The following is a 21,952-nucleotide window of genomic DNA, read 5'->3' on the forward strand; positions in this document are numbered from 1 at the left end:
TTGATCCGTTGATTCACATAGTTGAGATCAGTTTTTCTGATGAAATGTAGCCTTATCTTCCCAATACAAAAGCCCCATCGGAATTCTGTCGCCGAATTCCATGGTCTTCTGTATGGCGGTAATTTTGTTTTTGTGATCATAAGATTCACCAAGCTCGTAGACACGCTGATTGTAGCAAGCGAAAGTATTCGTTTTGTTAAAACTTACGCATGGCTGCAGAATATCGACACCAGCGCATAACCTTTGTATTCGATTGCCTGTTTCATCAGTGATGTCAAATGCTCTTTGTGACCTATAAATGCGCGTGCAACAAATCCGGCACCGCACGCAATGGCAAGAAGAACCGGATTAAACGGTTCGTTAAAGTTTCCGTCCATCTGAACGCCGGTTTTCAATCCCATCATAGAAGTCGGCGATGCTTGTCCTTTGGTCAGCCCATAAATCTGGTTGTCATAAACAAAATGCGTGATATTGACATTGCGGCGAATATTGTGGATGAAATGATCTCCGCCTTTTCCATATGAATCCCCATCACCGGATCGACAATAACAGTCAATCTCTCATTTGCAATTTTGGCCGCTACGGCCGCGAGAAGAGAATGTCCGTGAAGGCCACAGAATGCATTTGCGCTGATATACTGGGGCATTTTCGCCGCCTGGCCAATACCGACAACAAGCAATACCTCCGAATGGGTTTTTGCAGTTTAAAACTCAGCTTTCCAGAGGCCATGCAAATTGCAGTACGCATAGACAGTGCCCGACTTCACTTCGTCAAACTCTGCTTTTGGCTCTTCGCCCGGCTTTAGATATTTCAGCTCTACTTTGTCATCAGCAACAAGTGCAATCCACTCGATGTAGTGCTCGGGCAGCATGGGATGCAGCGTGGAGCCAACGACAACATGAATCTTACCATTTTCTTTGGAAACCACCGGAACATGCTTCTCCTTTGCTGCATCGGTTGAGTTGGCCACAAGTTTTGTCATTGCCTGGTCACAGCAGGTGAGCGTTCCTCCACCTTTTTTAATTAAAGCAACAATATTTCCACATCTCTCACAACGATAGAAATCAACAATAGACATTTTTAAGACTCCTTTTCATTATCTTTTATTGACCGGCTGCGATAGGCAATACCGGCAATAATCAAAATTTGTTCAAAGACATTTATCAACTGATTATTCCGGAATAATGCAGCCTTCCCTAAACTCTGCCGAGCAAGCTGCTTCATTCTCGATTGCGAAATCCTCTTCAAATGTCAGATCTGTTTTCCAGAGACCATGCAAATTGCAGTATGCATAGACAGTGCCCGACTTCACTTCGTCAAACTCTGCTTTTGGCTCTTCGCCCGGCTTTAGATATTTCAGCTCTACTTTGTCATCAGCAGCAAGTGCAATCCACTCAATGTAGTGCTCAGGCAGCATAGGATGCAGCGTGGAGCCAACGACAACATGAATCTTACCGTTTTCTTTGGAAACGACCGGAACATGCTTTTCCTTTGCCGCATCGGTTGAGTTGGCCACAAGTTTTGTCATTGCCTGGTCACAGCAGGTGAGTGTTCCTCCGCCTTTTTTAATTAAAGCAACGATATTTCCACATCTCTCACAACGATAGAAATCAACAATAGACATTTTTAAGACTCCTTTTTATTAAAATTTACTGTGGATCCTGTTTCTGAAAGCATCCATATATTTCCTTTTTTGTTCTCCACACAAAGTATACTGGTTTTATTTAAATCAATCAAGCTAAATTTCATTAATTCTTAAGATTATTTTTGTATAGTTTTGAAATTATAGCAAGAAAGGCCACCCCGTTCACGTCTGTCGATGCACCGGGTGGCCAAATGTTCATAAAAACAAATTCAAAAGATATCGTAAAATGAAGGTTTTCGGTATCAGGCAAACGAATTATTATTAAAATCTTTAGGTTATCATCATTTCAGTGCTTAAGATTCAATGAGACTCAGAGATAACTCTTACCCATTCAGAGAAAGCATCCATAAATTTTTTCAAGTACGTACGCGTCGATTCATCAACAAGCTCTCCTTTTTCATTCAAAAGGGAAGCCACTTTGCTGATATACATTTCGGGTTGCTGAAGAAGCAAAATGTTCAGAAATACCATGGGTTGACGTAGATGGTGATTGGCTCCAAACGCTCCAAGGCCACCTGGAGATACGCTGATGATGCCGCCCGGCTTTCCACTCCAGACGTTATGCCCATATGGGCGGGAAGCCACATCCAGTGCATTTTTCAGTACGGCCGGAACAGAGCGATTATATTCTGGGGTTACAAAAAGGAACCCGTCGAGATCTGCCACTTCGTTACGAAACTTCTCGTAAGATTCGGGTGGCTGCCCATCATCGTCAAAGTCCTGATTGTACAGCGGAAGGTTTCCAATATCGATGAAACGAAATTCAAGTTCCGCCGGTGAAAGCGATACAGCTGCCTTTGCAATAGAGCGGCTGTAAGAATCTCTGCGAAGGCTTCCCACAAAAATTCCAATCTTTTTCTTGTTCATAATTCATTCTCCTCGTATAATAAATTTTGGATACAACTTTGAGTGTTTCCACTTAGTTCACTTATTTGTTTATCAGCAAACTTTATGATCTTTTAACCTGGGAAAAGCTGTTGAATTCGATACAGGCCATATTAGTGTGAGTAAATAGAATCGGACGATTGTTAGCTCCTTACTGGTTTATTCAAACAGGTAACAGGTCATAGATAGTGCCCCCATCGTGCACGAATCGTTAAACACCGTCAATCGATCATTTTTCTGCGACGCGCCTAACACATAGAGAAGCGGCGCAAAATGGTCCGGCGTATAAAATGCCATTTCTGCCGAACTCCCTGCTTTTTTGTAATCGATAACGTCTTTATAGTTTCTTTCTGTGACGCCGTTTTTGATATAAGAATCAAACTCCTGTGCCCACGGGTAACCGCCCTCCATATTCCAGTTGACCTGAGAAAGATTATGGACGACATTACCGCTCCCTAAAATCATGACGCCCCTATTGCGAAGTTCCTTTATCTCTTTGCCGATTTCAAATTGAGTTTCAGCATCGGCATCGACACTCATTTGATAAACCGGAATATTGGCTTCCGGATACATACGGCAGAGCACAGACCAAGTACCATGATCGATTCCCCATGTGTTATCCACAGTTACCTGCCTACTGATCAGTTGGATTGTTTCATGCGCCCGTTCCATGTCGCCCGGTGGCTGATAAGCAACACGGTACAAGGCTTCTGGAAAGCCGTACATGTCGTATATAACTTTGGGCCTTGGCGCATCGGTTATCCTCGTGCCATGTGTAAACCAGTGTGCCGAGATGGAAAGGATTTCCTCGGGCCGTTTCATCTCTTTGGCAACCTGAGTCCACATCGCCGTATAGGAATTGTTTTCTATGGCGTTCATTGGAGACCCATGCCCTATGAAAATCGCCGGCATTTTTTCAGACATTCCGTTCACTTCTTTTCATTGTCAATATGCTATATTACAGACGCGTTAGCGATATATAGCCTATCACAACACGAGTTTCGTCACAGAAAGGCTTGTTATGCGATTCACCGCAGCGGCAAATAGCATAGTGCTCCGATTGAGGAAAAATCTGTTTCTCTTTAAACTCGTAGGTTTTGCCTTTGGGTGCAATGATTTTTTCAGCAATCGGCAACATTCCCTGAAACAAGATAAGAACCATCTTTTATAATCTTAATTCTGCATTTGTTGCTTGCTTCATTCATGATGTTTCACTTTCTGCTTTGTTTTTCTATATTTTGATTATTTAATCTTAATATGCTATAATTAAATTGTAAAGTAGACAAATTTTTTATACATGATTTCATTTATTAGTCTTGCTTTATATTATAAAGTTACTGGAGAGCTGTTTTTATGAAAAAAAACGAAAGTTGTCTTCAATCAATCGTTGCAGTAATGGATATATTTGGGAACAAATGGTCGTTCTTTATTATTCACGAACTCTGTTCTGGTCCAAAGCACTATAATCAGCTACGAAAAGAATTGCATATTAACACAAAATCCTTGTCGGATACACTTAAACATTTGGAAGAAAACGGCATAATAAGCCGATCTGTAACCCCGACGACACCGGTTACCGTCGAATATGACTTGACAGAAAAGGGACACGATTTTGACAGCGTTCTCACTGCGATGTATGATTGGCGGAAAAAATGGTCGTGATAATACGCTGTCCATTTATGTTGGCGGCAGTGTGAAAGTGTATCAATGATTTCTCCTCCTGAGATTCACAGCGTCTGTTCATCAGATCATTTAGTGAACAGAAAAATATTGATTTTTTAAACTAGAGGGAATAAACTGTTGTTGCACAAAAATTGCCCTACCCCGTCGAAGTAAAAGGGCAAAACAATATTCTGGTGTGCCTGCGGAGAAAGTGGGTTCTCACCTTTTTATGACGAATCGCACAAAAATACCGATTTCACGTCAAAAGTGTGTACTGGAAAAGTCGGCTTCTCCTATCTGTGAGGATGTAAGCATACAAAAATTCACCATTCTTCGATGAAACCCGTTATTTACTTTAAACAATTTTTTATTAGTGCCCCTTTCAGTTACTTCCTGATGAAATCACAATGTCTAATATAATAATTTAAGGAGGTGTCCGATTTGATTAAACGAAAAATCATCAAGCAAATTCGTGGACAAAAAGCTATAGATGGCGCTGGAGTCCATCTTGTTCGCGTGCTCGGTAATAACGATGTTAAGGATTTTGATCCGTTTCTAATGTTGGATTCGTTTGATTCTACCAACCCATCCGACTATCTCGCCGGATTTCCCATGCACCCACATAGGGGGATTGAAACCATTACGTACCTGATTTCCGGCAGAATCGATCATGAGGATTCTCTGGGAAATAAAGGCGCGATTCACTCAGGAGAGTGCCAATGGATGACCGCAGGCAGTGGCATTTTACATCAGGAGATGCCAAAAGAATCAGGCAGGATGCTGGGATTTCAGCTATGGCTGAATCTTCCTCGAGAAGAAAAGATGACAACACCTGCTTATTGTAGCCTTACAAGGGATCTGATCCCCAGAATCAACAATGGAAAAGCGGAGATCAGAATTCTTTCCGGCAACTTTGGGGAGGCGGTCGGAATCACTCCGGCACATATTCCTGCAACGATTTATGACATTGCGCTTCCAATCGGTGAGGACATTACCATCCCAACAAAGGCAGATGAAACAGTTTTCGTTTTTCTCATCGAGGGGGATGCTGTTATAAATGAACAGAAAATATCGTCAAAATCAGCGGTTCTATTCGGAAGCGGAGATAGTATTACCGTTTCGGCACAGCCACAATCTGGGCTGCGGTTTATTTTCTTTTCAGGAAAAGCACTTCATGAACCAATTGCGTGGGGTGGACCTATTGTAATGAACACTCAGGAAGAACTGATGACTGCGTTCAGGGAACTTCAAAATGATACCTTTATTAAGCACAGTTGACCTCAAAACTGACCTAGAAAATACTCTCACAAATCTGTTTTGGTGAGAATACAAGATCAAAGGCTATAAAGTGACAGCTCTTAAAAAAGTTAATTTTTTAATCAACAAAGTAATTTTTAAACCAGTATGAGTTGAATGAATTTCAGAAGCAAGTTCATAATGTATATACTTTTTGTGGAAACAGCCCCACCATTTCTACTGGTGAGGCTGTTTCCATTCATAATTCAACTTACTGCATCAGTTCAAAGGCGTCTTTGGTTACTCCGCATTCCGGACAAACGAAATCGTCAGAGACATCCTCTCATTTTGTACCCGGAGCAATTCCCTGATCCGGACAGCTTTTTTTCATCATACACATATCCGCAAACGGTGCATTAATATTTTTTCATAAATATTAACCTCCTAATTATTTTGACTAAATCTAATTGGATTTTACCCATTTTTTGATATCTGTCAACTGATTTCATGGTAAAACCAGTAGAAAGGAATCTTATTACTAAAAGCGGATCTGTTGTAAATGAGAATCATCAGAACTATAAATGGCCTTGTACAAACTGGAATGGACAGCGCCTATGGTGGAAAATGAAAATCAAACCCAAACAAGCCGGAGGATCAACGCCTTGTCGGTAATCCGGGCGATATAAATAAATATGGATACAGGAAAACACATATAGGTGATAATGGGTTAGGTGACAGAAAACACCATCATATAGATCATAGTAACGCAAACATCCATTCCAAACCTCATGATCATATCATAACGTGGGAAAACAAGCATCCAAAATTTAGTAAACCAATCAACTACCTGCACGGCGTGCCAAAATTCAAAAAACACGGAGATTACTCTTACATGGGCGAAAAAATCATCCAAGGGAACACCCCAGAACAGAATCACTTTGTCAATATCAGTGATTTCAATTGGTGTGTGAGTTGCGGCGGCGAAGTGGAATTAGATTGGGCCGGTCAAAAATACGGTGTTTCTCATACGCAAGAAAAGATCATCATCTATCTTTACAACCAGCCTGATACGACGAAATATTTTAACACCGCGGATGATGCCCTGGAATACATGGTCGGTAAAGACAGACTACGCGATGTGATTACGAAAGTTACAGTGATCGACCGTACCATTTAATTGTTTCATTCAAAAGCTGAGCAAATTACACCATGACAAAAGTCATTTTATTCAGAACCTACGTGAACAAAACCGCATTCTTTTTCAATGAAATTTTGGACTTTTTGATTGGTGGAATAAAGCTTCACGACATTATTACAAAAGTAACAGTAATAGAACGGTTTAAAATACCTTTTCAAGTAGAAATTAATAGTTTTCATATAAACTAGCATTACAACAAGCCCATTTTATTAAATCACGCAAATTTGTGAAACACGATATTTGAGACAAGCGCTCAAGACCATAAAATAAATAGTCACGAATGAGCGATTCATTCATAGCTCGAATTACCCGCACCATCAAAAGACCGACGATTCAAAATCGTCGGTCTTTCCCTTTGTCTGTATTTATGTGGGTTCGCGGGGTACAGATGCTGTAAGACCACTCACAGTTAAGGTGCAAGTGAAAGAACTTTTGCAGACGATGCGCAAGTTGAGTGAAAACATGGCTTTTGGAGTGCATTGAGTCAGGACGTAAACATGGTGTTGTAGTATCTACTTATGAACCGCGCCTTAGCACACACTTCATTCGATGATAAAATGAAGTCTTCAAATGTAAGTTACACCGTGGTCTCTAAAATCAATATTTACGCGGAATATGAGAGCTTTGAATGAAAAATTTATTAATGCATACCCCTTTTAAATTAAATGGATGCTTCAATAGTTTAGCACCTATGGTGAGGCACTTTACCATCCGCACTTTCGTATACGTTTGAAACCGATGAACTAATAACAACTCAATTGAAGTACTGGTGAATAGAATTATAGCAATATTACTAGTTTTTTTATGTATATTAGTCTGAAATACACAAATTATTATATTGACAGGAGGTTTAAATGTGACTATAATGTTCTATATAAAACAGTGCTATATAATACTGTAAGCCATAAAACATATAATTGAAAGGAAGTGCAGTATGGATGAAATCTGGATCGGAGAGGAATTTCACTCACTCAATAACCTGATTCACCGCTATTTTGAGTTTTCCTCTCACAAAAGAGAAGTTGAGACCATCACCGGCAACAATGGGCGGATTATTGGTTACCTTTCTGAAAATGCAGATAAAGATATCTATCAGCGGGATATTGAGGATCACTTCACCATTGCACGATCAACAGCATCAAAGGTTCTCAAGTTGATGGAAGAAAAGGGTCTGATTCAAAGGCAAGCTGTTGCCCATGATGCACGTCTGAAGAAGATCGTTCTCACGCAGAAATCAAATGAAATCAAAGGCCTTATGAGGGAAGACGCGGAAATAATGGAGCAGACCCTGACAAAAGGGTTTACAGAGGAAGAATTGAAGACGTTGTATTCGTATATTCAAAGAATGAAAAAAAATATAACAAATATTAAGCCTGCCATTTGATAACACTCAGGCAGACCTCAGGGAGCTACTTTTATGATTAAAAAACTTTTGTCCAGCGTGCGCGAATACAAAAAAGATACCATTCTCACACCGGTGTATGTAATAGTTGAATCGTTTCTTGAAATTCTCATTCCCACGCTGATGGCATATCTCATCGATTACGGCATTAGTAAGAAAAACATGTCCAATGTTTTATGGATTGGGCTTGCACTTTTTATCTCTGCGATAATTTCACTGTTGGTCGGCGCTCTTGCGGGCCGCAGCGCAGCCATAGCTTCTTGCGGATTTGCAAAGAATTTGCGTCATGATATGTTCTGTAACGTGCAAAAATTCTCTTTTTCAAACATTGATAAATTTTCAACCGGAAGCATCATCACACGGCTGACCACTGACGTCACCAATGTACAGAATGCTTATCAAATTCTGATTCGCCTTGGAATACGGGCTCCGATCATGATCATTTTTGCATTGATATTTTCCTTTCGCATCGATGCTCATTTGTCGCTGATTTTTCTTGTAACCATCCCGGTGCTCGGTTTCGGTCTGTGGCTAATCATGTCTCATGTACACCCGATTTTCGTGCGGGTATTTAATACTTATGATCGGCTGAACAATGTCGTACAGGAAAATCTACTGGGCATACGGGTGGTCAAATCGTACATCCGAGAAGATCATGAGGCGCAGAAGTTTTCCGGTATTTCCCAAAAAATTTTTCAAGATTTTGTCAAGGCGGAAAAAAGGCTGGCATTCAACATGCCGCTGATGCAGTTCTGCCTTTATGCCAGCATGCTTTTGCTTTCCTGGTTCGGCGCAAAAGAAATCATCGCCAGCGGCAACAATCCGGCTGCCGGGCTCTCGACCGGTGATCTGACTGGCCTTATCACATATGCAATGCAGATACTCATGAGCCTGATGATGCTTTCCATGGTATTTATCATGATCATCATTTCCAATGCGTCGGCAGAACGCATTGCGGCGATCCTGAATGAAGAAAGCGATCTGAAAAACGGAGAGAATCCAGAACATACAGTAAAAGACGGTTCGATCACCTTTGAAGATGTTGTCTTTATGTATGACAAAAAATCCGACAAGCCTGTCCTTGACGGTATCAATCTCTCCATCGCGTCAGGAGAAACCGTAGGCATTCTCGGAGGCACAGGTTCTTCAAAGTCAAGCCTGGTTCAGCTGATTTCCCGCCTGTATGATACTGTGAGCGGAAAAGTAACTGTTGGCGGCGTTGACGTGCGGGATTATGATCTTAAATCCCTGCGTAATCAGGTAGCCATGGTCCTGCAGAAAAATATCATATTTTCTGGTACAATCAAAGAGAACCTCCGCTGGGGCAATGAAAACGCGACGGATGAAGAAATAATTCATGTCTGCAAGTTGGCCCAGGCCGATGGTTTTATTCGCGAATTTTCGGACGGATATGACACCTATATCGATGAGGGTGGCACTAATGTTTCTGGCGGTCAGAAGCAGCGTCTTTGCATTGCACGAGCTTTGCTGAAAAAACCAAAAATCCTAATTCTTGACGATTCCACTAGTGCGGTAGACACAAAGACCGATGGATTGATCCGTCAGGCGCTCAAAAAGAACATCCCGGATACAACAAAGATTATTATTGCTCAGCGCGTTGCCTCAGTTATGGATGCTGACAAAATCATCGTGCTCGACGATGGAAAAATCAATGCGGTCGGCACTCATGACGAACTTCTTAAGACCTGCGTGATCTACAGAGAAGTTTACGACTCTCAGAATAAAGGAGGTGTTCTTCATGAGTAAGGTACCACCAAAAGGAAATACGAAGATACATGACAAAACTCCGGTACAACGGTTCAAACCCGGCACAATCAAAAGGCTGTTTTCCTATATAGCGGAGTATAAAGCCCAGTTGATTTTTGTTGTCTTCTGCATTCTATTGAGTGCGGGTGCAAGTGCGGCTTCCGCTTTGTTCCTTCAGATACTGATTGATAAGTACATCGTTCCGATGCTGGGACAGGCGTACCCGGTATTTACAGACCTGTTCAAAGCAATCCTTTTTATGGGCTTTATCTATATCGTTGGAGTGCTTGCGACTTTGTTCTACAACCGAGTGATGGTTGTTATTGAGCAGGGTACACTGAAAAAAATTCGTGACAAAATGTTCACGCACATGCAAACCCTACCAATTCGATATTTTGACAAGCATACCCACGGCGATGTGATGAGTCGCTACACGAACGATACCGACACACTGCGCCAGGCAATTTCTCAGAGCATGCCGCAGATGTTTTCATCACTTGTCACGATCCTGGCATCATTTTTTGCAATGCTTTATCTCAGCGTCGGCCTTACCGCTATCGTTGTTTTATTTGCTTTCCTTCTGTTCAAAGTGATCAAAGCCATAGTTGGCAGAAGCGGAACCTTCTTCATAAAGCAGCAGCAATCTCTAGGCGACGTGAACGGTTATATCGAAGAAATGATCAACGGTCAGAAAGTCATAAAGGTATTCTGTCACGAGGAAAAGGTTGAGGAAGAGTTTGACAAAAAGAATGATGAACTCTGCTACTGCGCTACCGAGGCAAACAAGTACGGAAATGTTACGATGCCGGTCGTCGGGAATATGGGGTATATGCTCTATGTGCTTCTTGCAGTAATTGGAGGCGCTGCCGGTATCGCAGGAATTCAAAATCTTAGTCTCACCGGCATAAATGTCCTGACAATCGGTACGATCATTTCCTTCCTTACCCTGTCTCGTAGTTTCATCAACCCGATCGGACAGGTTTCCATGCAGTTCAACATGGTGATCATGGCACTTGCCGGCGCATCCAGAATTTTTGAGCTGATGGATGAAGAAAGTGAACAGGACGGCGGGTACGTTACGCTCGTCAATGCGAAAGTGGAAAACGGAGAAATCAAAGAATGTAAAGAGCGCACGGGAAAATGGGCGTGGAAACATCCGCACAGTGACGGCACGGTAACCTATACTCCGCTACGGGGTGACATTCGTTTCTTCGATGTGGACTTTGGCTATGATGAGGGTAAGACCGTTCTGCACAATATCACGCTTTACGCCGAGCCCGGACAGAAGGTCGCGTTTGTTGGTGCGACTGGCGCGGGAAAAACGACAATTACAAATTTGATAAATCGTTTCTATGATATTGCCGACGGAAAAATCCGTTACGATGGCATTAACATCAATAAAATCAAAAAGGACGACCTTCGTCGGTCGCTTGGCGTTGTTCTGCAGGATGTAAATTTGTTTACAGGAACGGTCATAGACAATATCCGTTACGGCAAACTGGACGCAACTGACGAAGAATGTATTGCCGCAGCAAAGCTTGCAAACGCAGACGGATTTATTCGCATGCTTCCGCATGGGTACAACACAGTGCTTGAAGGAGACGGCAGCGGCCTTTCACAAGGACAACGCCAACTGATTTCCATCGCCCGTTCGGCGGTGTCTGACCCACCCGTCATGATCCTCGACGAAGCGACATCCTCCATTGACACCCGGACAGAGGCCATTGTACAGAAAGGCATGGATGCACTGATGGAGGGCAGAACCGTATTTGTCATCGCCCATCGACTTTCTACCGTGCAGAATTCCGACGTCATTATGGTGCTTGATCATGGTGTTATCATCGAGCGGGGTAGCCACGAACAGCTCATTGAACAAAAGGGTAAATACTATCAGCTGTATACAGGTGCGTTTGAATTGGAATAAATCATAGGCCATATAAGACCCTTTTATATCAGAGTTACTTGAAATTATAAAAACTTATACCCACGAAGACTTGCCACAATGATTTTTTTCTGCATCTTTATTTACTAACTTGCCAGCAAAAGACCGGCGATTTGGGGACACCGGTAGAAGATGTTTCCTATATTATCGGTGAAAAGAAGCGTCCCGGTATAAAACATATCATTGAAACGATTGTAAAGCCGCAAAGACCTACTGTTGCCGGAACTTACGGTACAAACTGGCCTTTCAACGACATACATGCGTCTGGGCACACGCCGGGGCATACCATTTTTCAGGATCAAAATATCGTTTTTACAGGAAATTTGTTCAAATTTATAGACGGATGATTTCAACTATTTCCCACGTTTATGAACTGGAATCAGGATGATGTTAAAAAATCACTTTTGGCTCTCAACCGTCTGGAATTCGAATGGTTATGCTCTTCTCATGGTGCCCCCTGTTCATAACTGTCCTGAGCTACATGATTTTCTCGCAAAATGTAGTTGAAGCAATTATTTAAATTGCTTTCCAAGATAACTTGATATTTTCGCTGCAAAACAGCAAAAGGGCGTCTCGTGCTCGCGAAACGCCCTTAAAACACCGAAAGCTATCCAGTTCTGAACGTAAATGCTGCTACTTGGTTGCTCCTAAACCGTTGATTTTGCTGGCTTTTATGATAGTAATGCTAATCTCCAATTTTATTGAAGATTAGCATTACCGGCCATGTGGGCACTTAAAGCACCCACGGCCTTAAATCATGCTTATGTTATCAATATTAAATAAGCATGCCCCCTTGATGCTGTCCGTTGCTGTGACCGTTATGGAATACAAAACGCAACCGGAAGAGGGATCAATACAATTTTGATTGATAACTTAAACTTCATCAGATCATCCGATTTTTACCTACATCAGAGGATTCCCCACAAAGCCGATTCCTATTGCGCCTGGACCTGAATGCGCCCCTACGGTAATCCCCAGATCACTTTTATAAATTTTCCCGGCATAATTGGTTATTTCTCTTAAATAATTGATGATATAGTTCGCATCTTCCTGACATTCAGCATTTTGTATAATAACAATCATTTTATTGATATCATTTATCCTTGAAACCGCGATATCAATCATCGTTTTAAGTGAGTTTTTTCTTCCTCTTACGGCTTTGACTGGGTGAACGACGCCATCTACAAATTCACATATCGGCTTAATATTAGTTAGTTTTCCAAGGAAAGCGGCCGCTCCTCCGATCCTGCCTCCGGATTTCATATATTTTAAGCTATCCACCACAAAAAGTGTGGTTGTATTTAGAACCATTTTACGAGTCATCTCAACAATATTCTCAAAGTCTTTTCCGCTTTCGATCATTTTAGCGATCCCAATTTCCAATGAGGCCTGTCCACAAGCGCAAGTATTTGAATCGATAACTTCTATTTTGATATCGCTATTTTCTTCTTCGAATAGTTTTTTTGCAGATATGGCCGTTTGAAAGCTTGAAGACAGTTTGGAAGAAATTGTCGTCACAATATATTGTTTAACGCCCTTTGCATACTGCTGATCAAATATAGTTAACCAATCATAAATATTGGGACAGGATGTTTTTGGAACCTGATGTGGATATTCTTCCATATGCTTATAAAATTCAGCGATACTACAATCGATATTTTCGCGGTAGTAATCGGGGTTGTCAAATTTAAAATAGAATGGGATCTCACTGATATTTTGCTGTTCAATGAAACTTCGTGGCACCCTCCCCGAAGAGTCGACTATTTGGCATATCGTTTTGTTCATTAATTCACCTCCGAAAAATATTTTAATATCTGCTATAAAGGCCTCTGCGGCAGAGTCGATTCAGCTTTTGTCATTTATATCATAATGCTTTTTTTGGCAGTAAGCAATCATTGGTCTTTATTATATTAAATTGCATACTCGATTGCAACAAAAGATTCCCATCAGAGAGACAAGCGCTATGGCTGTAAGGCTGACACATTCAATATCTGTGATTCCAAGTTCTTTTTCAAAAACAAGCATGGCTCTGACTGCATCCGAAACCCTCATTTTGACATAATGCCGGTTCTTCTTTTGATTTCATCCATGGGAAGCTCCACAAGCAGATGGCCATTGTCGATAATTCCGATGGAATCGGCCATCTGCTCAACTTCACTTAGAATGTGGCTCGAGATCAGGATTGTCGTACCCTTTTCTTCGGTCATCAGGTATCTACTCTTGCCTTGCCATCAGCTCCGACAGGCTGAAAGGCTTGCAGAGGTAGCCATCGGCTCCAGAACGCAATCCTACAACCCGATTCATCTCATTTCCCTTCGCCGACAATACAAGGACCGATATATTGGATTTTTCGCGGAACTTATGCAATACGTCAAGCCCGCTTAAGCCAGGCAGCATAATATCAAGGATGACAAGGTCGTAGCCTTCTTTTTGCAGTATAGAAACGGCATCTTGCCCGTTATGCACCGTATCGACATAATGTTTTATGTTTTCCATGCATTGCTTCAGCAGTTTGCAAAGTTCAAGATCGCCATTCACAACCAGAATATTATTTATGTCTTTATAATTTCTTTTGTGTAATTGAGTGGTATTAACTGGGTTTGTGGTGTAAATCCTATAAGCCCACTTCTGCTATTGTCTTCACATCTTCTTATAGACTTTACTTGAAATTTCTATTTATTCAGAGATGTCAATCTTAGTTATTATCATTTTTAAAAGATATTAGATTCTTTGTTTCTTTAAAATCAATAGATACAGTGCGTAGAGGAAAACCGATAAAATGATACAAGATATGATTTGTATCGCAATCGTTGGATTAAATATAATCATATAGAAAAACCATACGAGTGCAGAACGTAGTACCGGAATAGGAGTAAAAACACTGATGATTGCAACAAGCGCCACGTCGGTAACCCAGCCGAACCAAAAGTTCTGCATCGCTGTGAGGGTATGAACAAATATTTCAAATAAAAGGATAAAGAAAAACTGCTGGAAAAAGGCTGGGACGATCCCATGAGAGAACCATCCAAAAGCCTGACCTATATTTAACATATACCCATAGGAGCTGAATGTGTTTTTCGTGACAACATACAATAGAATGTTGGCGAATGAGACAACGGCTGCGATAATAATATAATTGAAAAGAGCGCCCCAATAGAAATCGATTTTTTTCCCGTTAAGGTGCATAATTTTCTTGAAATTGACTGCCGGTATAAAAATCGGCGCAAAAATAGCGGCAGCATACGCGTAATTACCCGGATCAACAATTCCGTTGGTTATGTTTACCGCGGTTATAATCAATATCAGATTTGCAATACCAACCAGCAGCAAGCAAGCCGTAATGATATAAGTCGCTCTCATATGCCTAAAGTTAATTTTTGATATGGCCCATGCTTTATTAAAGTTGACGCTCATCTGTATTCCCCCCAACCATATTAATGAAAAAGTCTTGTAATCCGATTGGCTGTGTTGTGAGATTGCTTGGAATCTCTATACGCTTGTCATAAATAAAGGCCGTTGTAAAACCACCAATCGTCTTTTGACCGATTACATGAAGGCCATTTAAAACTGGCATTATATCCTTGGTCATTCCTGTGATGGAATATGCTTTTTCATCAATATCATTGATCGTAGATTGAAAAAGGATTTTTCCATGATCAAGGATGATCAATTCCTGAGCACTTTTTGCAATTTCGTCGATCAGATGTGTGGATACAATCATAAGCCTCGGATGATTTTCGAAGCTGTCAGACAACAACTCGTAAAATTGGTTTCGCATAATTGCGTCAAAACCTAATACTGGTTCATCCAAAATCACAACTTTTGAATTGCTGGCAAGGCTAATCAGTGTGGTAAGCATCGTCTGCATACCTAAGGAAAGTTGATTGTATTTTTTCTTTTTATCCAGCTGGAACTTCTGAAGCATGTTTTGTGCAAAGTCCATGTTGAAATCGTCGTCAAGCTCTTTGGCTGTTTGAATCAATCTTTCAACTTTTACATTAAACTGTGTAGCTCTGCTCTCGATAAAATTGACGCATTCCGGCATTCTCAGTGTACTTACCGGTTTCCCATTAACTTCGACTTTCCCGTCACTTGCGTTGATATGTCCAGCAATCAGTTTCAACAGAGTCGTTTTCCCCGCACCGTTACGACCAAGCAGACAATATATTTTGTTTTCTTTCAAATCAAGCGTTACGTGATCGAGCGCCTTCGTATGTTGGTAACATTTTGTGACCTCTTTAAAGTGAACCATCGCTCTTCCTCCTTATGATCTGAATCAATTCATTTTCCGTTATGCCAAGCTTTTTTGCCTCTTCCCAAAAGGCTGTGACAGTCTCGCCTAAAAAAACCTCTCTTCGCTGCGAAAGAATTTTTTCTCTTGCGCCGCTGGCAACACACATGCCAATTCCTCTTCTCTTGTATAAAATGCCTTCATCTGCCAAGTTACTGACAGCCTTCACTGATGTTGTCGGATTTACCGACAACAGTTTGGAAATTTGAGTAGTCGAGATAATGATATCGTCTGTTTTGTATACACCCGATAAAATATCATCTTCAATCATCTCCATAATCTTTATAAAAATCGGTTTATCATTATTCAAATTCCCCGTGATCTCCCTTCAACAAGGATATTGGGTTAGTGATTTAACTCATTAACTAAACTATAGCACAACCGCGTCGTCATGTCAATCATATCTTGCCTGTTGAATTAATTGACAAATTAAGAGAACTTCAATTAAGTGTTATACCCGTTACTCATTATTTTTAGATGAGACTTGGTTCTCATCGCCGTAATTAAAGGCATTTTGTCTTGGGGCTTTATTTGTCATTCATCTTATTCATCTTTTTCCAAAATTTTGACACTGTTCTATTGGTATAGACTGCGTAATGAAATAGTTTTTGATTTTTCTATAATTCGCTGGAAAAAGTCCTTTATTTCTGGCAATCTTCTTTGGTCAGTAGGAAAACCAAGGAGAAGATCCAATCGCCACTTTTTGAGTGCTTTCTGAAGCGAATAGAGGTCGTCAGACTTGTTCTGATGACCTCTATTTTGATATGCTTATAAATAAACCGATGGCTTAAAAGATTGAAGCTACTTTTTATTTTAAGATTGTGCTGTACTTTATGTTTCAGAAAAAAATCAGGCTCCAAGGCATTTTTGCCCTGGAGCCTAACCTTACTTATGCTGTGTAAAGATTCTCTTGTTCCTCTATTTTAGCTTTTTCCAACATGTTGGCTTTGCTGTACTGATCAAGATTGTATCTCGTAACGGACGAGTCACAGTGAAATGTAGTTGGATTCCCCAAATCAGAATGAAACGCAACCTTAAAGATTACTTCCACCCTATCGTGAAAAACGGTCACACGAACTTCTTCTTTATGACTGCTCTTTGCAAATCCTTTGATTTTGGAAAGATTTTTGAGAACCTGTTCCTCCGTAAAAGCAGGAATGTTTTGATGCCTATTTTCGTATTTCTGAAGAAACAGGTCGCAGTCCTCGATCTGCTTTTCCACGTTTTTCAGTTTATCTCCGAGTGTCTTATTGTATCCAGTCTTTTCAATCGCTTCTACAAGATTATCGCGGGACTTTTTCAGGGCCTTCAAAGTAGCACTATACTCTTTATACTCATCACTGCTGCTATTACTGCTTTCCTGAAGCTTTTTATTTAACTGACAAGTAATCTCTGGGATTGCAGTACGATTGAAAAAGTGATCAAATAACTCTCTTCAATGACGAACCCTTCCACATATTCCTTACGAACTTCGCCGTTGCTGCAGGAATGGCTGTGGCGGACGGCTACTGATATTCTCGCCGTACTTGCGAAATTAAAATAGGAACATATGTCCCGAAAAGTGGGGCGATTCATGGCAACGACGAGGCTTTAGCTCAAAAGCCCGCCAATTTTGACACACTCCTGAAGTTCTTGCAAAAAGCCAGATATGAAATCAAACCGGGAAAAATCAAAAGCAGTTTATTCAATTGGATACGCTTGGCACCGGCAAGCGCGAAGCGGAGAAAGAAAGAGAACATGGGCAGCATTAAGCTGTTTATGCTCCCGGAAGCGTCCGCAGGATGCGCAACCGCGCAATTATTGTGCAATCAAAGGAAATTGAGGGAATTGCCACCAGCGCTTCAAGCCACCAATACTTTGATTTCACAAAAAATGTTTTACATGTTACAACATTCCCTATCGAGCTACTAGAATATCTTTACATGAACTAGGTGATTTTGTGAATAAAAGTTTAGATTTAAAACATCTTTATTAGACAAACATATTGATAAGACAATCATAGGTAAATTTTTACAGCATATAATTGGCAGCCATTCATCATTCTTTGCAATCTGCCGAAAATTCAACATTGCCATGAAAATAGACTTAAGAATGGTTGACATTAAAGTTAGCAGGTGCTAATATATGTGTAGTTAGTAAAAGCTAACCAACATTTTAATTTGGGATTAATTGATGCTAAAATACTCATCAGTAAGGAAGGATAAGATGAAAACATTTAGAAATGCTAAGATTGGCAACACGGTAGAAATAGCAGTACATAACTATGAACTTTCTATTCATAAAGCAAATGCACAAATAATTAAGGCAAATTGACTGGGAGTTTATATAAACTCCCAGTTTTTAGGGCATACGGTTACCGTATGCTAACCTCAAAGTAGCAACTATTATTACATAGCAAAGGGCAAAACAGAAAAGATCTTTATGTGACAGTAAATATGTAAGCTGCCTTATGGCAGGAGAATGCCATTTGCACAAATGATTTATGGGGCAATCTGAGAAAATTCTTTGTGTTTGTCCTATCTTTATTGAATGGAGGTAATGCTTTGGCGAACAAAAAAAACATTTGAGCTATTTTGAAACAATTCAAACTTGTCTGGACGCCCTGCTGCCGGAAAATTCAGACGTAGAATTTGCTGCCTACGCATTGCCGGCGAAAATACCAGAAGACGATCTAGAAAGAATATGCAGTAAGTTAAAAGAAGAAAGCGGAGATGAAAAGCATGTATCTTGAAATGAATGAAATCAAAAAATCTTTTGGGGATGGAGACAGCCGCACGGAAATATTGCGTGGAATCTCCTGCGGCGTAGAAAAAGAAGCAATTTGTGTTCTGCTGGGTCCATCCGGTTCCGGAAAATCTACCCTTCTCAATATTATCGGCGGCATTGAAACCGCTGACAGCGGTACACTTTCTATTGGGGGCGAGATGGTCGGCAGCATGAATGATAAACAACTTTCCCTTTACCGAAGAAAGCATCTTGGTTATGTGTTTCAATCCTATAATCTGATATCGAATCTAACGGTAAAGGAAAATATTGAGGTAGGTGCATATCTTTCCGACAGACCGCTGCCGCTTATTGATCTTCTGAAAACACTGGGATTATGGGAACATAAGGATAAAATCCCAAGTCAGCTTTCGGGTGGCCAGCAGCAGCGTTGCGCCATCGGCAGAGCAATTATTAAAAATCCGGATATTCTTCTATGTGATGAACCAACCGGAGCGCTTGACTATAAAACCTCAAAAGAGATTTTGAAACTGATTGAAGATGTCAACCGTAAGTTTGGAAACACGGTTATTCTTGTTACGCACAATGATGCAATCAAACACATGGCAGATCAGGTGATAAAGCTGCGTGACGGTGTGATTCGCCATAATGATTTGAATACTGAAAAAATCTCCGCAACAGAACTTGATTGGTAAGGAAGGCGACTGCAATGAAAAATCCACTTAGAAAACGCCTGCCAAGGGAACTTAAACAAAACGTTGGAAAATATATTTCCTTGTTTCTGTTTCTCGTACTGACCATCGGATTTGTTTCGGGGTTTTTGGTGGCAGACAACAGCATGGTAAAAACTTATAATGAAAGCTTCGAAAAATACAATATCGAGAATGGGCATTTCACCCTTGGGAAAAAAGCGGACGATGACCTAACCGACAAACTTGAAAATCAAAACATTTCTATTTGCGAGCTGTTCTATAAAGATATCACGCTTGAAGATAATAACACCATCCGTATTTTTAAAGACCGCACCGATACAAACAAGGTTTGCCTTATGGAAGGCACAATGCCCACAAAGGACAACGAAATTGCAATTGATCGCCTGTATGCGCAAAACAACAAGATTGCCGTTGGTGATACTTTAAAGCTTGACGGCAAAAATTATACCATTAGTGGAACTGTCGCTCTTTCCGATTACAGCGCACTTTTCAAGAACAACTCGGATATGATGCTGGACGCCAAACATTTTTGCGTGGCTGTTGTTTCAGATAAAGCTTATGGCAGTATCAGTAATAACAATGAAAAATATTGCTACGCATGGAGAAATAACAATCAGACATTAAGTAAACAAATACAGTCTGATAAGGCTGATGATATAGAGAATATATTAAAGGACAGCGGAATTCTTGCTGACTTTGTTAAACGCTCTGACAATCAAGCAATACGGTTTACGGGTGACGATATGGGCAGCGACCGATCCATGATGACATACCTTTTATATGTTGTGATCATTGTTCTCGCCTTTGTATTCGCTGTTACAACCAAGAGCACTGTAGAACAGGAAGCCTCCGTCATTGGTACGCTTCGTGCTTCCGGCTACAGCCGTGGAGAACTTCTGCGGCACTATTTGGCGCTCCCGATGCTGGTAACGCTTGCAGCAGCAGTTATCGGCAACATCATCGGATATACCTTCATGAAAGATATCTGTGCCGGAATGTATTACCACAGTTATTCGCTGCCGACCTATACCACAATCTGGAATGCCGATGCTTTTATAAAAACCACAGTAATTCCGTGTATCATTATCCTGCTCGTTAATTTGCTGGTACTAATAAGGACATTGTCTCTTCCGCCGCTTCAATTTTTGCGGCATGATCTAAAACACAAGCAAAAGAAAAGGGTTATGAAACTGCCAGAATGGAAATTTATTACCCGTTTTCGTCTAAGGATTATTCTGCAGAATTTGCCGGCATACATAACCCTCTTTGTCGGAATTCTGTTTGCAAGTGTTCTTTTGCTTTACGGTATGGTTATGTCTCCCCTTCTTTCGAATTTTAAAACCGAAGTTCAAAATTCGAAAATTGCAGACTACCAGTATATTTTGAAAGCACCCTCTAAAACCGATGATGCGGACGCTGAAAAGTACTGTGTGACCTCACTGAATATTAAAAACGGCGGTGAAAAAATCACTATTTACGGCATTGCCGATAACTCTGCCTATCTTTCCGATCTGTCCCTTCCACAAAAATCCGGCGAAGTAATTGTTTCGGACGGCTACCTTGAAAAATACGGATTAAAGGTCGGTGACAGCATCACGCTCGAAAAGGAATACGAAAATAAAAGTTATACGTTCACCATTGCTGGTCATTATAATTATCCAGCAGCACTTACCGTGTTTATGTCACACGATGCTTTCAATAATACCTTTGGTTACGATACTGACTATTTCAGCGGCTATTTCTCGAATAAAAAGCTGACGGATATCAATGATCCCTATATTGCTTCCGTTATCACATCTGACGATCTGACTGTTGTTGCAGACCAGCTCGATGATTCCATGGGCTTTATGTTTCCTATGCTCTGTGGTTTTTCGGCAATCCTGTATATGCTTCTGATGTATCTGTTGGCAAAATTGATTGTTGAAAAAAATGCACAGGCAATTTCTATGGTCAAAATTCTTGGATACAACAATAAAGAAGCCGGAAAGCTCTATAATACTGCTACGACAATTGTGGTCGGCTTATCCCTTATCATCAGTCTGCCGCTCTCCTGCTTTATTATGAAGAGGCTCTATTATATTTTCATGAAGGAAATAAATGGATGGCTCACATTCTATATTGCGCCGTGGATTTATCCGGCTATGCTCGGGATAGGCGTTGTGTGCTATCTGCTTGTATATCTGATTCAGATGAAGAAAGTACGCAAAATTCCAATGTCACAGGCTCTCAAAAATATGGAATAAAAAACATGGGACAGTTTTGAAAATTCGCCAATTATAAGTATTTCGATCTTCTATAATTTTGTGAACGGTTCATTGTTTACAGCATTCCATTGTATGGAATTTAAGGGTATTATTAACGCAATAAAGAAACTTTATATTATAGCAATAATGGAAAGTCCAATAACTCCTTATAGGCTTATTTGACTAAGGTGAATTATAATATGCAGTACAACTAAAGTGTATCATTTGCATGGTTAGTTTTAAA

Annotated in this window: 21 protein-coding genes and 3 pseudogenes; 10 read left to right on the forward strand and 14 right to left on the reverse strand. The window is 40.7% G+C overall.

Features of this window, described 5'->3' with window-relative positions:
• Nucleotides 1–30: 30 nt before the first annotated feature.
• From ACVS9P_RS08710 to ACVS9P_RS08735, 6 genes and pseudogenes are all read right to left on the reverse strand, one after another.
• A pseudogene (locus ACVS9P_RS08710) lies at nucleotides 31–685 on the reverse strand (thiamine pyrophosphate-dependent enzyme); the annotation flags it as partial.
• Between the two features lie 18 nt (nucleotides 686–703).
• On the reverse strand, nucleotides 704–1,078 hold the full coding sequence (locus ACVS9P_RS08715) for a desulfoferrodoxin (protein WP_452103172.1): 375 nt from the start codon (nucleotides 1,076–1,078) through the stop codon (nucleotides 704–706).
• A gap of 174 nt (nucleotides 1,079–1,252) precedes the next feature.
• Nucleotides 1,253–1,624: pseudogene (locus ACVS9P_RS08720) on the reverse strand (desulfoferrodoxin); the annotation flags it as partial.
• 321 nt (nucleotides 1,625–1,945) lie between these two features.
• The gene (locus tag ACVS9P_RS08725; protein WP_452103173.1) at nucleotides 1,946–2,512 is read right to left on the reverse strand and encodes an NADPH-dependent FMN reductase; all 567 of its coding nucleotides are present in this window, start codon (nucleotides 2,510–2,512) and stop codon (nucleotides 1,946–1,948) included.
• Between the two features lie 177 nt (nucleotides 2,513–2,689).
• Complete coding sequence (ygiD, locus tag ACVS9P_RS08730; protein WP_452103174.1) at nucleotides 2,690–3,454, reverse strand: 4,5-DOPA-extradiol-dioxygenase; 765 nt, start codon at nucleotides 3,452–3,454, stop codon at nucleotides 2,690–2,692.
• Nucleotides 3,455–3,488: 34 nt separating this feature from the next.
• Complete coding sequence (locus ACVS9P_RS08735) at nucleotides 3,489–3,692, reverse strand: CDGSH iron-sulfur domain-containing protein (protein ID WP_452103175.1); 204 nt, start codon at nucleotides 3,690–3,692, stop codon at nucleotides 3,489–3,491.
• A 191-nt stretch (nucleotides 3,693–3,883) separates the two neighbouring features.
• On the opposite strand from ACVS9P_RS08735, the gene ACVS9P_RS08740 reads away from it, so the two are divergent.
• Together ACVS9P_RS08740 and ACVS9P_RS08745 are read left to right on the forward strand one after the other, a co-directional pair.
• Nucleotides 3,884–4,192: a winged helix-turn-helix transcriptional regulator gene (locus ACVS9P_RS08740; RefSeq protein ID WP_266161778.1), complete on the forward strand. Its 309-nt coding sequence runs from the start codon at nucleotides 3,884–3,886 to the stop codon at nucleotides 4,190–4,192.
• Between the two features lie 441 nt (nucleotides 4,193–4,633).
• The gene (locus ACVS9P_RS08745) at nucleotides 4,634–5,470 is read left to right on the forward strand and encodes a pirin family protein (RefSeq protein WP_452103176.1); all 837 of its coding nucleotides are present in this window, start codon (nucleotides 4,634–4,636) and stop codon (nucleotides 5,468–5,470) included.
• Nucleotides 5,471–5,699: 229 nt separating this feature from the next.
• Here ACVS9P_RS08745 and ACVS9P_RS08750 read toward each other — a convergent pair.
• Nucleotides 5,700–5,747: pseudogene (locus ACVS9P_RS08750) on the reverse strand (hypothetical protein); the annotation flags it as partial.
• Between the two features lie 573 nt (nucleotides 5,748–6,320).
• On the opposite strand from ACVS9P_RS08750, the gene ACVS9P_RS08755 reads away from it, so the two are divergent.
• The 5 genes from ACVS9P_RS08755 to ACVS9P_RS08775 all read left to right on the forward strand — a co-directional run bounded on the left by ACVS9P_RS08755 (nucleotide 6,321) and on the right by ACVS9P_RS08775 (nucleotide 12,084).
• Nucleotides 6,321–6,605, forward strand: a complete 285-nt coding sequence (locus tag ACVS9P_RS08755) for a hypothetical protein (RefSeq protein ID WP_452103177.1) — start codon at nucleotides 6,321–6,323, stop codon at nucleotides 6,603–6,605.
• A 955-nt stretch (nucleotides 6,606–7,560) separates the two neighbouring features.
• Entirely contained in the window at nucleotides 7,561–8,010 is a 450-nt protein-coding gene (locus ACVS9P_RS08760) for a MarR family winged helix-turn-helix transcriptional regulator (RefSeq protein ID WP_452103178.1), read from the forward strand.
• Between the two features lie 33 nt (nucleotides 8,011–8,043).
• Entirely contained in the window at nucleotides 8,044–9,795 is a 1,752-nt protein-coding gene (locus ACVS9P_RS08765) for an ABC transporter ATP-binding protein (RefSeq protein WP_452103179.1), read from the forward strand.
• Entirely contained in the window at nucleotides 9,788–11,719 is a 1,932-nt protein-coding gene (locus ACVS9P_RS08770) for an ABC transporter ATP-binding protein (protein WP_452103180.1), read from the forward strand. The genes ACVS9P_RS08765 and ACVS9P_RS08770 overlap by 8 nt, the downstream gene beginning before the upstream one ends.
• A gap of 131 nt (nucleotides 11,720–11,850) precedes the next feature.
• Nucleotides 11,851–12,084 carry a hypothetical protein gene (locus tag ACVS9P_RS08775; RefSeq protein WP_452103181.1) on the forward strand — a complete coding sequence of 78 codons (234 nt, stop codon included), beginning with the start codon at nucleotides 11,851–11,853 and terminating at the stop codon, nucleotides 12,082–12,084.
• Between the two features lie 556 nt (nucleotides 12,085–12,640).
• Here the strand turns inward: ACVS9P_RS08775 and ACVS9P_RS08780 are convergent.
• From ACVS9P_RS08780 to ACVS9P_RS08810, 7 genes are all read right to left on the reverse strand, one after another.
• The gene (locus tag ACVS9P_RS08780; RefSeq protein WP_452103182.1) at nucleotides 12,641–13,522 is read right to left on the reverse strand and encodes a DegV family protein; all 882 of its coding nucleotides are present in this window, start codon (nucleotides 13,520–13,522) and stop codon (nucleotides 12,641–12,643) included.
• Between the two features lie 263 nt (nucleotides 13,523–13,785).
• Nucleotides 13,786–13,944 (reverse strand): hypothetical protein, encoded by a 159-nt coding sequence (locus ACVS9P_RS08785; protein ID WP_452103183.1) that lies wholly within the window; start codon nucleotides 13,942–13,944, stop codon nucleotides 13,786–13,788.
• A gap of 7 nt (nucleotides 13,945–13,951) precedes the next feature.
• Entirely contained in the window at nucleotides 13,952–14,275 is a 324-nt protein-coding gene (locus ACVS9P_RS08790; RefSeq protein WP_452103184.1) for a response regulator transcription factor, read from the reverse strand.
• Between the two features lie 183 nt (nucleotides 14,276–14,458).
• Entirely contained in the window at nucleotides 14,459–15,151 is a 693-nt protein-coding gene (locus ACVS9P_RS08795; protein ID WP_452103185.1) for a hypothetical protein, read from the reverse strand.
• Complete coding sequence (locus ACVS9P_RS08800) at nucleotides 15,135–15,989, reverse strand: ATP-binding cassette domain-containing protein (RefSeq protein ID WP_452103186.1); 855 nt, start codon at nucleotides 15,987–15,989, stop codon at nucleotides 15,135–15,137. Before ACVS9P_RS08800 ends, ACVS9P_RS08795 begins: the two co-directional genes overlap by 17 nt.
• Nucleotides 15,976–16,338: a GntR family transcriptional regulator gene (locus ACVS9P_RS08805; protein WP_452103187.1), complete on the reverse strand. Its 363-nt coding sequence runs from the start codon at nucleotides 16,336–16,338 to the stop codon at nucleotides 15,976–15,978. Before ACVS9P_RS08805 ends, ACVS9P_RS08800 begins: the two co-directional genes overlap by 14 nt.
• A 579-nt stretch (nucleotides 16,339–16,917) precedes the next feature.
• Nucleotides 16,918–17,340 carry a hypothetical protein gene (locus ACVS9P_RS08810; RefSeq protein WP_452103188.1) on the reverse strand — a complete coding sequence of 141 codons (423 nt, stop codon included), beginning with the start codon at nucleotides 17,338–17,340 and terminating at the stop codon, nucleotides 16,918–16,920.
• A gap of 1,251 nt (nucleotides 17,341–18,591) precedes the next feature.
• Between ACVS9P_RS08810 and ACVS9P_RS08815 the strand changes: the two genes are divergently transcribed.
• Genes ACVS9P_RS08815 through ACVS9P_RS08825 form a run of 3 tightly spaced genes read left to right on the forward strand, consistent with a single transcriptional unit; the run spans nucleotide 18,592 to nucleotide 21,708 of the window.
• Nucleotides 18,592–18,759: a hypothetical protein gene (locus tag ACVS9P_RS08815; RefSeq protein ID WP_452103189.1), complete on the forward strand. Its 168-nt coding sequence runs from the start codon at nucleotides 18,592–18,594 to the stop codon at nucleotides 18,757–18,759.
• Entirely contained in the window at nucleotides 18,749–19,447 is a 699-nt protein-coding gene (locus ACVS9P_RS08820; RefSeq protein ID WP_452103190.1) for an ABC transporter ATP-binding protein, read from the forward strand. The genes ACVS9P_RS08815 and ACVS9P_RS08820 overlap by 11 nt, the downstream gene beginning before the upstream one ends.
• A 14-nt stretch (nucleotides 19,448–19,461) precedes the next feature.
• Nucleotides 19,462–21,708: an ABC transporter permease gene (locus tag ACVS9P_RS08825; protein WP_452103191.1), complete on the forward strand. Its 2,247-nt coding sequence runs from the start codon at nucleotides 19,462–19,464 to the stop codon at nucleotides 21,706–21,708.
• Nucleotides 21,709–21,952: the final 244 nt, after the last annotated feature.

This window comes from Caproicibacterium sp. NSD3 (assembly GCF_053613275.1).

Excerpts from the sequence above, each read along its gene's own strand:
- ACVS9P_RS08715 (WP_452103172.1), bottom strand. The coding sequence starts at position 1,078 with ATGTCTATTGTTGATTTCTATCGTTGTGAGAGATGTGGAAATATTGTT.
- ACVS9P_RS08725 (WP_452103173.1), bottom strand. The coding sequence starts at position 2,512 with ATGAACAAGAAAAAGATTGGAATTTTTGTGGGAAGCCTTCGCAGAGAT.
- ygiD (WP_452103174.1), bottom strand. The coding sequence starts at position 3,454 with ATGTCTGAAAAAATGCCGGCGATTTTCATAGGGCATGGGTCTCCAATG.
- ACVS9P_RS08735 (WP_452103175.1), bottom strand. The coding sequence starts at position 3,692 with ATGGTTCTTATCTTGTTTCAGGGAATGTTGCCGATTGCTGAAAAAATC.
- ACVS9P_RS08740 (WP_266161778.1), top strand. The coding sequence starts at position 3,884 with ATGAAAAAAAACGAAAGTTGTCTTCAATCAATCGTTGCAGTAATGGAT.
- ACVS9P_RS08755 (WP_452103177.1), top strand. The coding sequence starts at position 6,321 with ATGGGCGAAAAAATCATCCAAGGGAACACCCCAGAACAGAATCACTTT.
- ACVS9P_RS08760 (WP_452103178.1), top strand. The coding sequence starts at position 7,561 with ATGGATGAAATCTGGATCGGAGAGGAATTTCACTCACTCAATAACCTG.
- ACVS9P_RS08765 (WP_452103179.1), top strand. The coding sequence starts at position 8,044 with ATGATTAAAAAACTTTTGTCCAGCGTGCGCGAATACAAAAAAGATACC.
- ACVS9P_RS08770 (WP_452103180.1), top strand. The coding sequence starts at position 9,788 with ATGAGTAAGGTACCACCAAAAGGAAATACGAAGATACATGACAAAACT.
- ACVS9P_RS08780 (WP_452103182.1), bottom strand. The coding sequence starts at position 13,522 with ATGAACAAAACGATATGCCAAATAGTCGACTCTTCGGGGAGGGTGCCA.
- ACVS9P_RS08785 (WP_452103183.1), bottom strand. The coding sequence starts at position 13,944 with ATGACCGAAGAAAAGGGTACGACAATCCTGATCTCGAGCCACATTCTA.
- ACVS9P_RS08795 (WP_452103185.1), bottom strand. The coding sequence starts at position 15,151 with ATGAGCGTCAACTTTAATAAAGCATGGGCCATATCAAAAATTAACTTT.
- ACVS9P_RS08800 (WP_452103186.1), bottom strand. The coding sequence starts at position 15,989 with ATGGTTCACTTTAAAGAGGTCACAAAATGTTACCAACATACGAAGGCG.
- ACVS9P_RS08820 (WP_452103190.1), top strand. The coding sequence starts at position 18,749 with ATGTATCTTGAAATGAATGAAATCAAAAAATCTTTTGGGGATGGAGAC.
- ACVS9P_RS08825 (WP_452103191.1), top strand. The coding sequence starts at position 19,462 with ATGAAAAATCCACTTAGAAAACGCCTGCCAAGGGAACTTAAACAAAAC.